Source organism: Paenibacillus residui, from assembly GCF_042677205.1.
Taxonomy (GTDB): Bacteria; Bacillota; Bacilli; order Paenibacillales; family NBRC-103111; genus Paenibacillus_L; species Paenibacillus_L residui.
Genome location: NZ_JBHTIU010000051.1, coordinates 1 through 17,001, shown reverse-complemented (window position 1 = coordinate 17,001; position 17,001 = coordinate 1). Strand labels below are relative to the sequence as shown.

Genomic DNA, 17,001 nt, shown 5'->3' with positions numbered 1-17,001 from the left:
CGATAAAATGAAGCTTTCCGGCAAACCTGCGCAGAAGCAAATGAGAGCAAGTTCAAGGTTGCACAAGCGAAGCATTCGCTTAATCCGTTCAAATCGGTTCATCGCTTCGCTTGGAACAGCTCGGTAAAAGCGGCCGATAATCCGGCCTTTCCGTACTTGTCTCTGTATTCATGCGTGTATCCGGAATACATCACCTGTCCTTCATTCAGGAACAGCACCCGGTCCGCCACTTGTTCGGCTATGTCCAGTTGGTGAGTGGAGAAAACAACGGTTCGTCCGGCTTCTTTTAACTCTATAATAAACTTTACGAAGGCTTCCATCCAGAACGGGTCCAATCCGTTAGTAGGCTCATCGAGAAGCAGCAGGGCGGGATCGGCCAGCAGAGCCTGGGCGAAGAGCAGCCTCTGTCTCATTCCTTTGGAATAGGAGGCGGCCGATTTGTTCCGGACCTCCCCGAGTCCGACACGCTCCAGCGTTTGCAGCGCTTTAGCCTTGGGGACGCCCCGTAGTGCCGCATAGAACAGAATCGTCTCCTTGGCGGACAAAGCCTGGCCGAACAGGAAATCATCCGGCATATACCCGATATGATCGGCGTAGGCTTTGCGATTTTTCCTCCGCTCGCACCCTTTCACCTTGATGGTTCCCGCGGTCGGTTGAATAATTCCGGCGATCATTCGCAGAATCGTGCTTTTACCTGCCCCATTACCGCCGCATAGCGCCAGTACCTCACCGGGAGGGACCGTCAAGCTGATTGGCTGAACGATGGGGCGTTTGCCGATGGTTTTCGTTACATAATGAAGCTCAAGCACCGAGTTATCCACGATATCGCCTTCTTTCCCATCCGATGATAGCGGCTGCAAGGCATAATCCTATCCAGGCCAGGCATATTCCGATAAAAATCGGGGTTCCCGCCGGCTTCTGAATCCATTCCACCCATTGATAATACTCCGCTCCGAAGACGGTCCCGCCGCCCATCTTGACGATCATATAAACACGGACCAGCTCTGCAGGGTTGAGGAATGTTAACCCGACCAGGGCCGGTTTGATCCATAGATAAGGCAAGAACCCCAATACGGAGACGAGCAGGGTAGGCCAGCCCAGTATGAGGAAGAACCAGATGGCCACGCCGTAGGTCAACGCCTGCCACCGGTTTCTGGACAGGGTGCCGACTCCTATCGCGATGGCCAGAAACAGCAGGATCAGTCCGGCAGAGAAGGCGAGAAACAGCAGGAAAGCATCCGCTGCGAATGATCTGCCCATCAATGCCCCGGCCAGTCCGGAGAAGCCATACCCGAAGCCGATGATGATAAAAAGTACTACCGCCAGACCGCCATATTTGCCAAGCAAATAAGAGGACGTGCCGATGGAGTAGGTGGACAGCAGCTGCCACCCTCCCTCTTCTTTTTCCGCCGTAACGGAAAAGGAGCCCAATAGCAAAGTCATTAGCGGCAGAAGATAAAGAATCAGATTAAGCATCGTTCCCGTGGAGCTGGTGTAGCCGCTCATTTGGGCTTGCGATTGAATCAACAGCAGAGCGAGGCTGAAGAGAGAAAACAGCGCCATGAAGGAATAGGCCCACGGGTTGCGAAAGCCAAGCTTGACCTCGCGCAGGGCTACCGTCAGCCAATGCATGATATCACATCCTCTGTCAGGGAGGCTTATTTGCATAATAGCCAAGATTTGATCATTAACGGGTTAGCTCAGGAAAGCCAAATTATATAAATTATCGAGAGGACTGAAGGCCTGTTTATTTAGCGTCAGTCTCTTTGTGTTGTTCTTGGCTGTTGTTGTTTTCGTCACCATGGCCGGAATTGTCGGTCCCTTCTTTATGCGAATCGTGGGAGCCTTCTTCATGACCGCTGCCATGAGATTCCTTGGAATGTCCCTCCTGTCCCTCCGAATGCCCATGATCGTGCCCATGCTCCATATTGGATTCCCACGAATGACTATCCAGGTCGGCGGCAGACATCAGCACCCCTTTGCCTTGCTCCTCGATGAACTTCTCGGCGTCAGCTTTATCTTTAAAGGAATATACTCCGAAAGCCATCGGGGTTTTGAATGTGCTGTCATAGGCATAATAAGCATCCTCCAGCTTCAGCCATTCCTTGCTGTGATAATCCCGGACAAAGCGTTGTCCAACCTGGTCCAGGCCGTTCTTCTTCGTCCAAACGAACAGGTCGCCGATATCGTCAAATTTCAGGGAACGTCCGTCCTTGAGAACAATTTGGGTCGCGTTATGATCGTCGGCGATCATCATATTACATACTTCGCAGCGGTCTACTCCTTCATTGATCGCTGCCGGGGTATACTCTTCTTTCTTCCCGCAGGCGGATGCCATAATCATAACCATTACAGATAATAAAATGAATACCGATTTTTTCATTGCCTTCTAACCCCCCATAGATAAATAAATAATGTACTGCAGACAAACAGAAACGCGCAAATAGCCAATGTATATCCGTTCAGAGCACCTTGGCCGGCGCTTTCCATGACAGGCTTCATCAAGGGCGCCTCATCCGCCAGAGATTGCTCGGGATCGGCCGGAAACATTCCCTCCAGAAAAACCATCCCCGGCGATCCGAAGAAGAGCTGGTAAGCCGAGGCCGATTGCGTGAGAGTGACGAAGAACGGATTGGTTCGGTAGGTCAGATCGCTATACCCGTCTCCTTGTAAATCTATCCCCTTAAAATCATCCCAGTAGTTGCCGTTTACGCTATTGTCGGCGCTGTCGGCCGCCTGGGCCTGATTGACATTGGAGATTAGATGGTTCCCCGACAGCTCGTTGCCCTCCGAGGACAGCATTTCGATACCGATAAAGTTGCGGGCAATCCAATTATCCGTAAGCTGACTGTCCTTGGCCTGCTCGATATAAAATCCGATCCGGTTGCCTTCCACCCGATTGCTTCTGACTACCGTCGTATTGACATCGAACAGAAGAAGACCTTGGGAATTAACGTTCTCACTTTGTTCGGAGAAGGTATTCCCGGTGACCTCCGTCTGGTCCGAGCTCATAATCATGGCCCCGGTTACGTTGTACTGTCCTTCGTTGTCGACCAAATAGGAATCCTTCGTAAACATGAAGTGGTACCCGTAACGGGACCGATCGACCCGATTGTTCTCCACCCGGTTCGACTGGCTGTTCTCGACATAAATTCCGTCATGCATATGGCTGACCAGGTTGCCAATGATCAGGTTATCATTGGATCCCCACAGGTCGATTCCATTGCCCCGCCTCGACAAGCGGACGGGATTCGTCTCTTGAGGCCGCTGCACTGTCAATCCTTCCAGCACATTGCTGTGCGCTTCCCGCAGTTGGATTCCGCTGGCCCGGGTAATAATCTGCAGCTTCTCCAGACGGTTCCGGCTGCCTTCTACAAGGATCGCGGCCTTCTCCCGGTCATCCATTTCATCGTAAATTTGCAGACCGGTAATCGATGAATCGTCCGCTTGAAGCGTTATGACGGGATGTACGCCGTCGCCGGTAATCTTGACGGTTCCCTCTGTCTTGATATGGATGGGACGGCTGATCGTGGCGGGTCCTATGTAGCTGCCTGCTTCCAGAATTAAAGTTCCGCCGGCTTCCACCTGATCTATGAGCGGCTGCAGCGGAGTTCCTTCCTCTGCGGCATCCACCTGCCCGAACGGGGAAAAGAAGACCAATCCGGCGAGCATCCACAGAATCATTAACCAGAACGCCGGGCGCTGCCTCTTGATGCCTTGCCATCCTTTCATCGATTCACCTCCTGACGGAAGTCGTAGCTTTCCTGGTTCCTTCCGCCAAGTCTGCTTGAGAGGCACCTGCAACAAGCGGGGGAAGGACCGGTTTCAACTGCCGGCACTGAGCTGATCAGTGGAAGCTTGTATCCCTTCCGGCATTCACTATACTTTTTGAGTCTATTACAAATTTCAGCAGTCACATATGACTCAATAGAGCTATTGTTGTTAACAAAATGTGTCGCTTTATTTCTATGGGGAGCAGGCGGGAATGTCGGAAGAAAAAGAGGGGGAGGGGTTTTCATTCTTGAAATGGTATAGAATTAGAAAATGAACGCCCGGGGAAGAAAACGACAGAAGGGAAAGAAAGAGATGGAATACCAATATGTCACGTCCAAAAGCAATTACGAAGATTTAGCCAGCGGCAAAGTCATCGAGAGCCGCAAGGGAATGACTTCTTTTCCGGTCAGGCTGGCCAGCGAGCTGTTTCAGAGAGGGGTGTTCCGGCTGCAAAATAAAGGGGTGGACGGACCCTATACGGTTTATGATCCTTGCTGCGGAGGAGGCTATTTACTGACGGTGATTGGGCTGCTTCATGGGGACAGGATAGCGGGGCTGTACGGCTCGGACATCCGGGAAGAGGCGGTCGCCCTTACCCAAAGAAATCTGTCGCTGCTTTCAGAGGAGGGGCTGGAGCGGAGGATGGAAGAAATTCGCAGGAACTGGACGGAATACGGGAAGGATTCTCATCAAGAGGCTCTACACGCTGCCGAACGAATTAAGGAATATGTTATCGGAAGAACAGAGGGGATTCGTACCGGCTGTATTCAAGCCGACATTATGGCGGAAGCGGACAAGGCTAGCGCCGGCTTGCCTTCTCCGGATCTAATCATCGCGGATGTTCCCTATGGGCAAGAAACTCAATGGGGCGGTACTAAAGATGCGGAAGATCCCCTGTACCGGATGCTGGACCAGCTGCAGAGAGTAGCGGCCCATTCCTCCGTGCTGATCGTCATTGCGGACAAGGGACAGAAAATCAGGCACGAAGGCTACCGGAGGCTTGAAGCTCTCAGAATCGGCAAGCGTCAGGCAGCCATATTGGAGCGGTTATAACTGTGTATTTCCGCGTTTCACTGCAACTATGGATTCAGGCCGTTTAAGAAGGCAGGGGAACCCGGCGGTATGGGCTGATGGAGCGCCGGTTATTCCGGAGTGCGGCAAATCGGGTAGGAGGTCATTCTTTTCTCGCAAAGGAAACGTTCGATGCCGGGATAGAGCTCACCCAGACTGGTTACCGTAAAGCCGCATGATTTATAAAACGGCACGGAATCCTGATCGGTTTGGGCCTGTACCGAAAGAACGGCATGCCGGGCGATGACCTTGTCAATCATCTGCCGTCCTATTCCTTTCCCGCGGTGTTCTTTCTTGACCGCGATATGAAGGATGACCGCGCACTGGGTTTCCGAACGGACGCTAATACCGATGATCGCCCGGGCATCTTCTTCCTCGTCATCATGCCAGGCGTAAAAAAAACGGCAGGAATCGGAAAGGTATAGATCGACGATCTTGTTGAGCTTTTCTTCATCCGGAAGGTATAGACATTCCTCAAGAATCCGCCGGACATTGGGAGTAAAATCTTCTTTATGTTGAAGCTGCAGCAGCGATGGCATGCCATACCCTCCTCAAGCTTTTGGTTTCAGCGTATATCGGGCTTTAAGTAATATATGCTATTGTACAGCGAAAATAATCAAAAATAAGCATTGCATTTTAGGATAGGACATGATATATTATTTTTTGTCACTCCGAACGAAGTTATTCTTGAACCGGGAAGAAAAGCCCTGAAGGCCAACGTTTTTCGGGCCGAAGAGCAGCTAATATGCGGGTGTAGTTCAATGGTAGAACTCCAGCCTTCCAAGCTGGTAGCGTGGGTTCGATTCCCATCACCCGCTTAATTCATAGGGGTATACCTCTTAGCGTATCATGATGCCTTAACGTATGAACTTAGGCAATCATATGCGGTATAGGGTATACTCCTTTTCTTTATGTTTATTGTATGGAACGGTTTCCTTGATCATCTTGAACGGACATCCGGCCTGCCAGGATGTCATCAACCTGTAAGAAACTGTAAGTCAGTCATAGTACGGGCAATTTGGATTATCGTTCCCCGTTAGCTTTTTACTCGATAATATCCTCTACAAAATACGGATTTATTAGGCTTTATTAAGATTAAAAATGAATTGACGATATCGGAAGAGGAGAAGATCAAGTTTATCCAACTAATAAATAACATAAATGTTTTGATATTACCCGATAAATAGAATGAACTAATAGCAGGAACTACCGATAATACAATAAGAGGCAAGCTCATAAAGACCCAAAATCTCTTCTTGGATAGAATTGCATTTGTATTAAGCCAAAAAAATATTCCGCTGAACGTTAAGCTAATATCGCTTTCTTATGTATCACAAGAATGTGAAGGATTTCATGTAATATAAAAACAAAGACAACGGTCAGAATAATGGAGAATATTGACATATGAGCAAACCTTATTCCGAGCCAATTGGGTGCTAGAAAGATTATAACCATCAATAGATACACTAGCTTCATATAATGCTTTCGAAACCAATTATTTTTAATAAAAGGAGTCCATTTAGACAAATCCGTACTTGGCTGCGGCAAATTTCTAAACCACAATATCATCTCATTATCGCCCTCTCTATTCACTTGGAAATATACGATTTTAGGCCCTAGAGGCATTTCAACTTTAACAGGAATTCCTTGCGCATCAATCAAAATCACCTTAATGTCAGGGCAATATTTAAGAAGCATTTGGTGGCAGTTCCCGCATGGAGGCACAAGGCAATTAATGTGCTTTATCGCATGTGACTACAATCGTGTCAAAATCTCGTTCACCCGTCTTGATAGCCCCACCTACGGCAATATATTCCTCACAAGAGCTTATTGTTGGGCACACGGTTTACTTCAATTTCCGGGATCTAAGGCTGACAGATGAAGGTCTGACACTTCTTAATCTGTGCAAAGACTTCACACGACGGCTTTTTGAGGAATATAATTTGCCGGATCGACCCGAAACGGACCTGTGCTTACTGCCGGAAAAACGGGAGACGGATCTCCGTTTTCTGCTTGAATGGCTGGAGCGGCTCGATCTGTGTCCTCCGCTTGAGGAGCTTTTCTTCGGAGCTATAGTCCGGGTCGTTAATACCCGGAAGGCTTCCGCCGTCTTCCTTGCAAAAGAAAGAGGAGGTTCAATGGATTTCCAATGGATGAACATGAGCACCGGATCGGTAAGCAGCCAGTGATTATGCAGAGCGGTCACTTCAATTCCACGGGCGCGCAGAGCCGATATGAAGGGATTGACCTCCTCCTGCAAAATAACCGTTTCTCCCAAGTTCAACGCGTTGCCTCTGCTGTCCAAATCCTCGAATGAGAACAGAGCGGCAATGGCCAAGGCGGATCTCGTTCTTCTGCCTTGGATTAGAGGCTTTAAATTGCTGCGGATCCGGGTGACCGTACAAACCCCGTTAACAACTTCCGCAGTTCCCCCAAGTATTCTTGCAAAATCCTGACAGAGCGGGCTGGGCGAGTTCACAGTAATTCCCCCTTTTTTCGATTATAGTTTATATTATGCAGGGAGCCTCATTATGATAGAAAAATAGACTTTTTAATAGATTAATAGTTTAAGTAACTATGATTTGGGAATTGGTGGAACATCAATGTCGATTTTATCTGCAATATAGAGCCTTCATACAAAAAAGCCCCCTCCGAAAGGAGAGGGCTGCTTAAGCTACTTATGAAGGAACTTTGGAGCTGCACGCTGCTTGTTTATGCATTTAGTGCTTCCAATGATCAGGATGCCGGCTTGACGATGACTTGCTGCCCGATAGCCGATTCTCGCTGATCCTGCGATATATATCCGAGATCGTTCATCCGGCGAAGGACAAGCTGCTGCCGGGCTTTCGCCTTATCCCAATTCCTGACGGGAGAGTAGGATTCCGGAGCTTTCGGCAGGGAGGCCAATATGGCGGCTTCGCTTAAGTTGATTAAGGGCTTGTCGTTCGATCCGTAGCGTACCGTTTTGTTGAAATAATAGCTTGCGGCACCTTCAATTCCGTAAATTCCGTGTCCGAAATAAATATTATTCAAATACATTTCCAAAATTTCATCCTTGGAGAATCTCTGTTCAAGATATACGGATATGAGCATTTCCTTCCACTTTCGGTCGAAGGTTTTCTCATTCGTCAGAAACATGTTGCGGGCCAACTGCATCGTAATGGTGCTGCCGCCCTGTGCTTTGTGTCCCTGGACCAAATCGACCCATAGAGAACGGGCCAATGCAATCGGATCAATGCCGATATGATTCTCGAAACGATGATCCTCGATCGCTACGAATGCATTCCGCAGATAATCGGGCATTTCGTTAAGGTGAACGTAATCACGGGGAATCGGCGCATCCATTCCTTGAACGGGCATCGAATCCGGATGGCGATATGCGGCCAGCTTCCGTTCGTCTATCAGGGCATGGCCGATTAGAACCATGGAAATCCAGACCGTCATGAACAACAGGAAGGCAGCGGAACACAGGATCAGAATCTGGCGCAAAGACAGATGGAAGGACCTTCCGGATCGGCGGATTTGTGCTTGATTCGGTCTATGATTAGTTTTATAAATGGCAGTCTTATGCATACGAATTTCAGCCTCCTTGTCAAATAGGAAAGGCATTTAGGGCTCCATATTTACATATTAGCCGGATTCCTCCGGAACTCCTATCGATTTGCATGACAAGAACCTTAAAGATTTGTAAGGTTTCTCGCGATTCGTCAGTCAGGCGTTCCCCGTACTTTGCTCTGCTCTCATTATATAATGTAAATTCCCGCAAGTAAGCTGGACCTTTGTCCAGCTTAAAGTCCGTCCGGAGTCTGTATGACCCGGGCATAAACATTTGTACAATAGAAGCATAGAAGGCAAACAGGGCTCCAGATTGTTCAGGTATAGGACGGATATTAGAAAGGAGGGGAGCGGCTGTGAAGCAGAAGCTAACCAAAAGAATCCCGTTATCGTTGAGGATTGTCGCCTCCATTGTACTGGTAGGTCCGAAATCCGGCTTTATGAAATAATCCCTGTGACAGAATATAGGATTGCAAAGCGGAACAACTTAAACAAGTAGGAACACGGCTTGCACTCACGCAGACAATTGCATATAATATCTGTTATAAAAGATGGTGCGGGAACTTGCTTCCCGTGTCTAATTCAATTGAAATGCTATGAAGGAGAAGAGTAAGCAGTACTGACTTACAGGGAGAAGACGCCGCGGATTGAGAGCGTCTTTGAAGAAACAGGCTGCCGAAGTTCGCTCCGGAGCAGTTCTCTGAACCCGTCCTGCGGATACGTGGTGGAAGTAGGAGATACCGGTTACGAGCCGTTATTCGCGAAGTGAAAATAGCGATTGCCTTCAGATTGGCCCGGTTTGGGCGGTCTGCAGAAGGTTCGTTATTTTAATAAGGGTGGTACCACGGCGATTTCGTCCCTTGATGGGGGCGGATCGCCTTTTTTAAGTTCCGGGGCTCCCCGCAAAGTACTCGGAATACGCTTCGAAGGTCACACGTCACTTTGTGGGGTATTTACAGGGCTCCCCGCAAAGTACTGTATAAACATTTATCGAAGCAAGGTCAGGAAGAGCGACCGCGTTTAGAGGAAGGTTTAGACGCCGACTCCGTTGGAGTGCGGACGGAATAAGCTTCGAAGGTATACGTCACTTTGTGGGGTTATTTATTTGTTAAGAATCCGTTCCCGTATCCCCCTTCGATCTATCCGGCGAAACGAAATTGGCGGCTCATTTGCCAAAGTATTTTTACCGTAGGGGTAACTATGGCGGCAGAAAGGGGCCAACTTGATGGAGCAAAATCCGGCATGCGGTCAGACGGTAGGCAGCATTTTCATCCGTCGGCCGGATTTCGTAAGTAAGATGAGTGAGGAAACGAAGCCGCAGGTTTGGAGTTGAAAAAAGCAGTCGCGGTCGCTAGATCATTCGATTTCAAGCACTGCCGATGACGGCGATCCGCAACTAATTCCAAACTTGCCGCGCGCGAATCATCCCGCCTGGAGGCGGAAAATCAGTTATTGGAGGCGAGAAAATGAAAGAACGGTTGGAGGCACTCAAACAGGAGGCTCTGCTGCAATTGGAGCAAGCGGACGGAAGCCAGCAATTGAATGAGCTGCGTGTCAAATATTTGGGAAAGAAGGGTCCGTTGACCGAAATTTTGCGGGGAATGGGCTCGCTTAGCGCCGAGGAACGGCCGATCATCGGTCAGGTGGCCAATGAGGTCCGGACGGCCATCGAGGAAGTCATTGAGCGGAAGCAGGAGCAGTTCCGCAAGGAAGAGACCGACAAGAGACTGCGCCAGGAAACGATCGATATTACGCTGCCGGGCCGGAAGCAGCCGGCTGGGGCCGTGCATCCTCTCAGCAAGGTCATTGAAGAGATCGAGGATATATTCCTCGGTATGGGATATACCGTCGAAGAGGGACCCGAGGTCGAAACGGATTATTACAACTTCGAAGCGCTGAATTTTCCCAAGAATCACCCGGCGAGGGACATGCAGGATTCCTTCTATGTCACCGACGAGATCTTGATGAGAACCCATACCTCTCCGGTCCAGGTACGGACTATGGAAAGAATGAAGGGCGACGTCCCCGTCAAAATTATTTGTCCGGGGAAAGTATACCGTCACGATGACGACGATGCGACACATTCCCACGTCTTTACCCAGATAGAAGGTCTGGTGATTGACCGCCATATTCGCATGAGCGACTTGAAAGGCACTTTGCTGCAATTCGTTCAGGAGATGTTCGGCAAGGATACGAAGATCCGCCTGCGCCCCAGCTTCTTCCCGTTCACGGAGCCCAGCGCCGAGGTGGATGTGAGCTGCATGATGTGCCGCGGCGAAGGCTGCCGGACCTGCAAGCAAACCGGCTGGCTGGAAATTCTCGGCTCCGGCATGGTGCATCCGCGCGTGCTCGAGATGGCGGGGTACGATCCGCGCGAATACAGCGGGTTTGCTTTCGGAATGGGTGTGGAGCGAATAGCGATGCTGAAATACGGAATTGACGATATCCGTCATTTTTATACGAATGATTTGCGCTTCTTGCAGCAATTTGTACGAGTATAACCTATAGCAGAGGGGAAGGTAGAAACGATGAAGGTATCTTATCAGTGGCTTTCAGACTATGTCGATCTGACAGGATATTCCGCTGCGGACTTGGCGGAGAAGCTGACCCGAAGCGGGGTTGAGGTTGACATTATCGAATCGAGAAATAAAGGTGTCCACCAAGTGGTGGTCGGCTATGTGAAATCCAAGCAAAAGCATCCCGATGCGGATAAGCTGAATGTCTGTGTAGTGGACGCCGGACAGGGAGAAGATTTGCAGATTGTCTGCGGGGCGAAAAATGTGGATGCCGGGCAGAAGGTACCCGTTGCTTTGGTCGGAGCTTCGCTGCCGGACGGACTGAAGATCAAGCGGGCCAAGCTGCGCGGAGTGGAATCGCAGGGCATGATCTGCTCGGCGAAAGAGCTGGGCATGAATGATCGCCTGCTGCCGAAGGAAATTCAGGAAGGCATTCTTGTTCTGCCGGAGAATGCGCAGATTGGGGACAGCATCCTGGATGTGCTCGGACTTAATGATGAAGTGCTGGAGCTGGATTTAACCCCAAATCGCTCCGATTGTCTCAGCATGATCGGGGTTGCTTACGAGATCGCGGCTATTCTGGGGCGCGAGATCAAGCTTCCGGCGCCGGAGGACGGGCTCGTTACCGGCGGCGGGAAGGCTGCGGAGCGTCTGAACATCACGATCAGCGAACCGGAGCTGTGCAGCCACTATGCGGCTCGCTGTATAGACGGGGTGCAAATCGGGCCTTCGCCCTTGTGGCTGCAAAACCGGTTGATGGCTGCCGGTGTGCGGCCGATCAATAATATTGTCGATATTACGAACTATGTCATGCTGGAGTACGGCCAGCCGCTTCATGCGTTCGATGCCGACAAGCTGGAGGGCGGCCGCATTGATGTCCGGACCGCAGCCGAGGGCGAGCGGTTCGTCACATTGGACGACGCGGAACGCACCCTCGACGCCGGCATGCTGCTCATCACGGACGGGGCCAAGCCGATTGCAATAGCGGGTGTGATGGGCGGCGCGAACTCCGAAGTGTCGGAGTCGACGACCTGCATCGTGCTGGAATCGGCGAAATTCGCCGGCTCGTCCGTGCGCAGGACGTCGCGTCAGCTGGGGCTGCGCTCCGAAGCGAGCCTCCGGTTCGAGAAGGAAGTGAACCCGGAGGCGGTGCTTCCGGCGCTGGACCGTGCCGCGTCGCTGATCTGCCGCTATGCCGGCGGCCAGGCGGCCGAAGGCATCGCCGAAGCCGCAGCAGGCGGCCATGAGCCGGTCACGGTGACCGTAAGCACGGACCGCATCAACAGCTTCCTCGGTACGGAAATACCGACGGATACGATCCTGTCCCTGCTTGATCGGCTTCATTTCACCTATGAGCAAACGGCGGACGGACAGATTGCGGTGCGGATACCGAGCCGCCGCGGGGATATTTCGCGGGATGTCGATGTGATTGAAGAGATAGCGCGTCTGTACGGCTACGATCATATCCCGACCACCTTGATGACCGGAGTGACGACGCCGGGCTCCCTCAGCCGGGAGCAGAAGGTTCGCCGCGCTCTCCGCTCGCTTCTGTCGCAAAGCGGATTGCATGAGGTTATCACCTATACGTTCGTCAATCCGAAGCAAATCGAATCATTGCCGGGACAATACAAGGACGCACGGCCTATTGGCTTGTCGACGCCGATGAGCGAGGACAGAAGCACCCTTCGTACCAGCCTGCTTCCGAATCTGCTGGAGACGGCTCTCTACAACCGGAATCGCAGCATCGACGATGTGGCCGTATATGAAATCGGCCGGGTGTTCGTGACCGATGAGAAGGAGCTGACCAGGCAGCCGGAGGAGAGGCTGATGCTCTCCATTCTGTGGACGGGCTCCAATCGCCCCGCACATTGGTCCTCCAAGCCGGTACCGGTCGATTTCTTCGATGTGAAGGGCCTGCTGGAGAAGGTGACGGATTATTTCGGATTGACCGTGGAATACAAGGCGGCTCATCCGGAGGGCTACCACCCGGGCAGAACGGCCGAGATTTGGGTATCCACCGCCGAGGGACCGGTGCGTCTCGGAACGGTCGGCCAGCTGCATCCCGATTTACAGCAGGAGAAGGATTTGGATGAGACATATATGGCGGAGATCGAGCTGGATACTCTGGCCCGTTATGCCGATTTCTCCATCCAATACAAGACGCTCCCGCGTTACCCGGCCATGACTCGGGATCTCGCGCTTGTGGTCGACGCGGAGGTGGCTGTAAGCGAGATGGAGAAGAAAGTGAAGGAAGCCGCCGGCTCATTGCTTGAATCGATCCAGGTGTTCGACATTTATACCGGGGACAAGGTGCCTGCCGGCAAGAAAAGCGTTGCTCTGTCACTTGTCTACCGGCATCCGGACCGGACGCTGACCGACGAAGAGGTTACGGAACGAAACGATCAGACCATTGCGGCGCTGGAGCAAACTTTTGGCGCGGAGCTTCGAAAATAGCAGGAAAATGACCGGCTTTATCGAATACTATTTTAGTGACGATAAAGCTGGTCTTCTTTTTGACATCATAGACATCTGAGATCAAGGTAGGGAGGAGGAGCGCTAATGGACGAGGAACAACAAAAGAGAAGCGTTATGGTTGACATATATGGTACCAACTATAAATTAATGGGCAGCACCAGTCCGCATTATATTAAGGCAGTGGCCGCTCATGTGAATGAGCAGATGCACAGCATATCCCGGCTGAATTCCCGGCTGGATTCCATGAAAATAGCCGTGCTCGCCGCAGTGAATATGGCGGATGAATATTTCAAAATGAAATCCGATGCCGAGCATCTGAGCGGAATAGAAGCCAAATATGAGGAGCAGCTCGAGGAAGTGCGGAAGCTGACCGAATTGGCCGACAAGCTCAAGGTTGAGGTCGGACAATGGCGGGAACGGGAGGCGGAATGGAAAGGAACCCGGAACCGGCTGGAGGCTGCCGTCGCCAAGCTGGAGAGTGAGCTCAGGGAGGCGGAGGAGAGCGGCCAGATTCAGCGTGCGCGTCTGGAAGAGCTGGAGACGGAGCAGAATCGGCTCTATTCTGTGCTGAATGCGACAGAGGAGGCGGCAGAGGGCTACAGGGAACGGATCAGCTCGCTGGAGGCAGACTGCCGGCAGCTGCAAACGGCATTGGACGAGGCCGCAGGGGCGGAAGCAGACATGAAGGAGAAGCTTGCTGCCGTCCAGGAGCATTCCGCCCGGCTGGAGACGGCTTTGGCTGAATCGCAGGAAGCCGGAAGGCGGCAGGCGGCCCGTGTCGAAGAGCTGACACAGGAAGTGGACAAGCTCCAACGCGGTCATGAAGAGCATGGCAAGCTTGAAGCTGCATGGGCCGAGGAGCGCAAAGAATGGGAGGGCCGGGTCGAGAAGCTGAAAGGCGATCTGCAGCTTGCCGAGGAGAATGCTCAGAGCCAGACGGACTGGATCGCTCTTCTCGAATCCGAAAGGATGCAGCTTGAGACCTCCTTCCAGCAGGCGAAGCAGGCTGAGCATAGCTTGAAGGAGCAGGCTGCGGCGAAGGATGAGGAAATCCTCCGTCTGGAAGGCGAGCTCCGGCAAGCGAAAGAATCCGCGCTCAGCCAGCAGGAAGAGGCGGCCGTGATGAAAGCTACCATCGAAGAGCTGCAGGCCTCCGTCCGCCAGTCGAAGGAAGCCGAGCAGGGCCAGGCCGGCTTAATAGAAGAGCTCCGTGCAGAATTAGAGAATCTGCGTCAAGAGGAAGCCGCTTGGAAAACTCAGCAGACCGGCTGGCAGGAAGAGAAAGAACGCCTGGAGAAGGAAAAGCTTCAGTTGGAGACGGAGCTGAAGGAAGCGAGCGAGTTAAAGAAACTGCAGCATAGCCGAATTACTTCTTTAACCTCGGAGAAAGACAAGCTGCAGGCTTCTCTCAACACTGCAGCAATTAACGAAAAGACCCGGCAGGAGCAAATTGCTGCTTTGCAATCGAAGATAGAGAGCCTTAGTAAGGAAATGGGCGAGTTACAAAATACGGCTCAAGCCGCTAAGGCTGCCGAACAGAAGACCCTCGAGCGTGCAGCTTCATTGGAGGAAAACATTCGCGCTCTCGAAACGGAGCTTCTCGAGGCGATGACGTCCGGTCAAGAAGAGAAGGAGCGTGCGGCATCGCTGGAGGAGAAGCTTCGCACACTGGAGTCGGAGCTTGCCGAGTTGAAGAGAACCAGCAAGGAGGAGAAGGATCAAGCCGCCTCCTTGAAGGAGCGAGTTCACGTATTGGAGTCCGAACTGCTCGAGGCGAAGAAATCGGGCCGGGAAGAGCAGGAGCGTGCAGCTTCATTGGAGGAAAACATTCGCGTTCTCGAAACGGAGCTTCTCGAGGCGATGACGTCCGGTCAAGAAGAGAAGGAACGTGCGGCATCGCTGGAGGAGAAGCTTCGCACACTGGAGTCGGAGCTTGCCGAGTTGAGGAGAACCAGCAAGGAGGAGAAGGATCAAGCCGCCTCCTTGAAGGATCAAGTTCGCGTATTGGAGTCCGAGCTGCTCGAGGCGAAGAAATCGGGCCGGGAAGAGCAGGAACGGACCGCTTCGTTGGAAGAAAGCATCCATGCCCTGGAAGCAGAGCTTCTGGAGGTGAAGGCAACGAGCAAAGAGGAGAGGGAACGTTCTGTCTCCCTGGAAGAAACTATCCGGCTGCTGCATAACGATCTGGAAGCATCCCATAGAGAGCGGCAGCTGCGGGATCAGCAACTGGAGGAGCTCAATCGCGAACTGGAACGTCTGCGGCGTGAGGATCGGGAATGGAAAGCCCGCCAATCCGAATGGACGGAGGAGAAGGTCGCGATCGAGGATCGTCTGAGAAAGCAGCAGTCCGAGCTGGACAAGCTCCGCAGAATCGAGATGCAGGGCCGCAGTGAGGTTGCCGCCGCTCAGGAAGAGCTCGCCTCGATGAAGGAATTTTTCGAGGAATGGGAGCTGGAGCAGCAAGAACGTGAGGAAGAGAGGAAGCGGCTCCGTCAGGAGGTTGAGAGCCTCCGTAAGGAAATTAGCGCAGCAGCCGAGAAGGAAACGGGACAAGCCCTTCTGGCGGAAGAGCTCAGTCAGGAAAATAAACGTCAATTGCAGATCATTGAGCAATTAAACGAGCAATTGGCGAACGAGAGGGCTTTGCGCGAGAAAGAGCAGAATAAGGAACTGGAAGAAAAGTACCGGCTGCTCGAGATTGAATACGAGAAATTGAAGAAAGAATATAATGAATGGATCGAGCTGGTGATTGATGAAACCGGCCCGAAAGCCTAGCGTGCGGACCGATGATGAATATTATCGATTTGATAGCTGCCGTCACGGTGATCGCCTCCTTCGCGGCCGGTTTCCGCAAAGGGTTGATCAGCCAGTTGGTTTCGGTCCTTGGCTTGGTGGCCGCCTTGCTGGCGGCCTTTTTCCTTTATGACAAGGTGGCCGCTTATCTGGCAGAGTGGATCCCCCTCAAGACGTTTACCTCTAATTCCAACTATGAATTTTTGATAAGCCATTATCGGCTTGAAACTTATATTTACAACGCGATAGCTTTTGCCGCTGTATTTCTGATCGTCAAAATCGCCTGGTCGTTCCTGGGGAGGGTGCTTCATGTAGTGGCGAAGGTACCGGGACTCAACGGGTTGAACCGATGGTTGGGGGCGATCTTAGGTATGCTGGAGGCCACCCTAATTCTGACTTTGATGGTGTATGTTCTTATGGCCATCCCTTCGGATTCTCTACAGCGGGTGTTGGGGGAGTCGAGGGCCGTTCCTTACCTTATTCTTTGGCCTCCTATAGTTTTGGAGAAGCTCCCGGAGTTCTTTTCATTTACGCCTGAAAATGCTTAGTATACGCCTCTCGAATAGTCTTTCTAGAGGCACAAATGAGCGATAGCTTGATGCGGACGAGTGCTCACTTGAGGATTGATTCCTTGCCCGCTTTCCCGGATCGCGATAGAGCTGGCCAGCCGCCTTAGTTCTCGCCTTTTTGTAGAAAAAAATCGTACAGATGGACACACAGGTTTACCTTTATATTGCAGCTAGCGCTGAGCAAATCATAACCACCCGTCCAACGGGTGGTTTGCTCTTGGGGTATAACCCCCTGTTGCCAAACTGCG

General features: G+C 51.8%; 12 protein-coding genes, 1 tRNA gene, 1 pseudogene and 1 other annotated feature. Of the genes and pseudogenes, 6 read left to right on the top strand and 8 right to left on the bottom strand.

What is annotated here, in order from left to right; translation table 11 throughout:
- Positions 1–98: 98 nt before the first annotated feature.
- The 4 genes from ACFQ03_RS15805 to ACFQ03_RS15790 all read right to left on the bottom strand — a co-directional run bounded on the left by ACFQ03_RS15805 (position 99) and on the right by ACFQ03_RS15790 (position 3,732).
- A complete protein-coding gene (locus ACFQ03_RS15805) occupies positions 99–821 on the bottom strand; it encodes an ABC transporter ATP-binding protein (RefSeq protein ID WP_144941461.1) in 723 nt (240 codons plus the stop codon).
- Positions 814–1,632, bottom strand: a complete 819-nt coding sequence (locus ACFQ03_RS15800; protein ID WP_379289325.1) for an ABC transporter permease — start codon at positions 1,630–1,632, stop codon at positions 814–816. Before ACFQ03_RS15800 ends, ACFQ03_RS15805 begins: the two co-directional genes overlap by 8 nt.
- A gap of 115 nt (positions 1,633–1,747) precedes the next feature.
- A complete protein-coding gene (locus ACFQ03_RS15795) occupies positions 1,748–2,383 on the bottom strand; it encodes a nitrous oxide reductase accessory protein NosL (protein ID WP_379289323.1) in 636 nt (211 codons plus the stop codon).
- The gene (locus tag ACFQ03_RS15790) at positions 2,380–3,732 is read right to left on the bottom strand and encodes a right-handed parallel beta-helix repeat-containing protein (RefSeq protein ID WP_379289321.1); all 1,353 of its coding nucleotides are present in this window, start codon (positions 3,730–3,732) and stop codon (positions 2,380–2,382) included. The genes ACFQ03_RS15795 and ACFQ03_RS15790 overlap by 4 nt, the downstream gene beginning before the upstream one ends.
- Before the next feature lie 354 nt (positions 3,733–4,086).
- On the opposite strand from ACFQ03_RS15790, the gene ACFQ03_RS15785 reads away from it, so the two are divergent.
- Positions 4,087–4,827 (top strand): hypothetical protein, encoded by a 741-nt coding sequence (locus ACFQ03_RS15785; RefSeq protein ID WP_186328512.1) that lies wholly within the window; start codon positions 4,087–4,089, stop codon positions 4,825–4,827.
- Between the two features lie 89 nt (positions 4,828–4,916).
- Here the strand turns inward: ACFQ03_RS15785 and ACFQ03_RS15780 are convergent, their stop codons facing one another.
- Positions 4,917–5,384 (bottom strand): GNAT family N-acetyltransferase, encoded by a 468-nt coding sequence (locus tag ACFQ03_RS15780; protein WP_144941471.1) that lies wholly within the window; start codon positions 5,382–5,384, stop codon positions 4,917–4,919.
- A 208-nt stretch (positions 5,385–5,592) separates the two neighbouring features.
- Between ACFQ03_RS15780 and ACFQ03_RS15775 the strand changes: the two genes are divergently transcribed.
- Positions 5,593–5,663, top strand: a tRNA-Gly gene (locus ACFQ03_RS15775).
- Positions 5,664–5,881: 218 nt separating this feature from the next.
- On the opposite strand, the pseudogene ACFQ03_RS15770 reads toward ACFQ03_RS15775, so the two are convergent.
- From ACFQ03_RS15770 to ACFQ03_RS15760, 3 genes and pseudogenes are all read right to left on the bottom strand, one after another.
- Positions 5,882–6,414: pseudogene (locus ACFQ03_RS15770) on the bottom strand (DUF3267 domain-containing protein).
- 277 nt (positions 6,415–6,691) lie between these two features.
- Positions 6,692–7,324, bottom strand: a complete 633-nt coding sequence (locus ACFQ03_RS15765) for a DUF1259 domain-containing protein (RefSeq protein ID WP_379289318.1) — start codon at positions 7,322–7,324, stop codon at positions 6,692–6,694.
- 257 nt (positions 7,325–7,581) lie between these two features.
- Positions 7,582–8,418: a transglycosylase domain-containing protein gene (locus ACFQ03_RS15760; protein ID WP_379289316.1), complete on the bottom strand. Its 837-nt coding sequence runs from the start codon at positions 8,416–8,418 to the stop codon at positions 7,582–7,584.
- Positions 8,419–8,987: 569 nt separating this feature from the next.
- Positions 8,988–9,264: a binding site (T-box leader), on the top strand.
- A 602-nt stretch (positions 9,265–9,866) separates the two neighbouring features.
- On the opposite strand from ACFQ03_RS15760, the gene pheS reads away from it, so the two are divergent.
- From pheS to ACFQ03_RS15740, 4 genes are all read left to right on the top strand, one after another.
- Positions 9,867–10,901: a phenylalanine--tRNA ligase subunit alpha gene (gene pheS, locus ACFQ03_RS15755; RefSeq protein WP_379289314.1), complete on the top strand. Its 1,035-nt coding sequence runs from the start codon at positions 9,867–9,869 to the stop codon at positions 10,899–10,901.
- A 27-nt stretch (positions 10,902–10,928) separates the two neighbouring features.
- Positions 10,929–13,370: a phenylalanine--tRNA ligase subunit beta gene (gene pheT / locus ACFQ03_RS15750; RefSeq protein WP_379289312.1), complete on the top strand. Its 2,442-nt coding sequence runs from the start codon at positions 10,929–10,931 to the stop codon at positions 13,368–13,370.
- A gap of 105 nt (positions 13,371–13,475) precedes the next feature.
- The gene (gene zapA, locus ACFQ03_RS15745; protein ID WP_144939955.1) at positions 13,476–16,166 is read left to right on the top strand and encodes a cell division protein ZapA; all 2,691 of its coding nucleotides are present in this window, start codon (positions 13,476–13,478) and stop codon (positions 16,164–16,166) included.
- An 11-nt stretch (positions 16,167–16,177) separates the two neighbouring features.
- Entirely contained in the window at positions 16,178–16,732 is a 555-nt protein-coding gene (locus ACFQ03_RS15740) for a CvpA family protein (RefSeq protein ID WP_379289309.1), read from the top strand.
- Positions 16,733–17,001: the final 269 nt, after the last annotated feature.

Bases quoted from the DNA above. Each gene is read 5' to 3' on its own strand.
- ACFQ03_RS15795 (WP_379289323.1), bottom strand. From the start codon at position 2,383: ATGAAAAAATCGGTATTCATTTTATTATCTGTAATGGTTATGATTATG.
- ACFQ03_RS15790 (WP_379289321.1), bottom strand. From the start codon at position 3,732: ATGAAAGGATGGCAAGGCATCAAGAGGCAGCGCCCGGCGTTCTGGTTA.
- ACFQ03_RS15800 (WP_379289325.1), bottom strand. From the start codon at position 1,632: ATGCATTGGCTGACGGTAGCCCTGCGCGAGGTCAAGCTTGGCTTTCGC.
- pheT (WP_379289312.1), top strand. From the start codon at position 10,929: ATGAAGGTATCTTATCAGTGGCTTTCAGACTATGTCGATCTGACAGGA.
- ACFQ03_RS15785 (WP_186328512.1), top strand. From the start codon at position 4,087: ATGGAATACCAATATGTCACGTCCAAAAGCAATTACGAAGATTTAGCC.
- ACFQ03_RS15780 (WP_144941471.1), bottom strand. From the start codon at position 5,384: ATGCCATCGCTGCTGCAGCTTCAACATAAAGAAGATTTTACTCCCAAT.
- ACFQ03_RS15740 (WP_379289309.1), top strand. From the start codon at position 16,178: ATGATGAATATTATCGATTTGATAGCTGCCGTCACGGTGATCGCCTCC.
- zapA (WP_144939955.1), top strand. From the start codon at position 13,476: ATGGACGAGGAACAACAAAAGAGAAGCGTTATGGTTGACATATATGGT.
- pheS (WP_379289314.1), top strand. From the start codon at position 9,867: ATGAAAGAACGGTTGGAGGCACTCAAACAGGAGGCTCTGCTGCAATTG.
- ACFQ03_RS15760 (WP_379289316.1), bottom strand. From the start codon at position 8,418: ATGCATAAGACTGCCATTTATAAAACTAATCATAGACCGAATCAAGCA.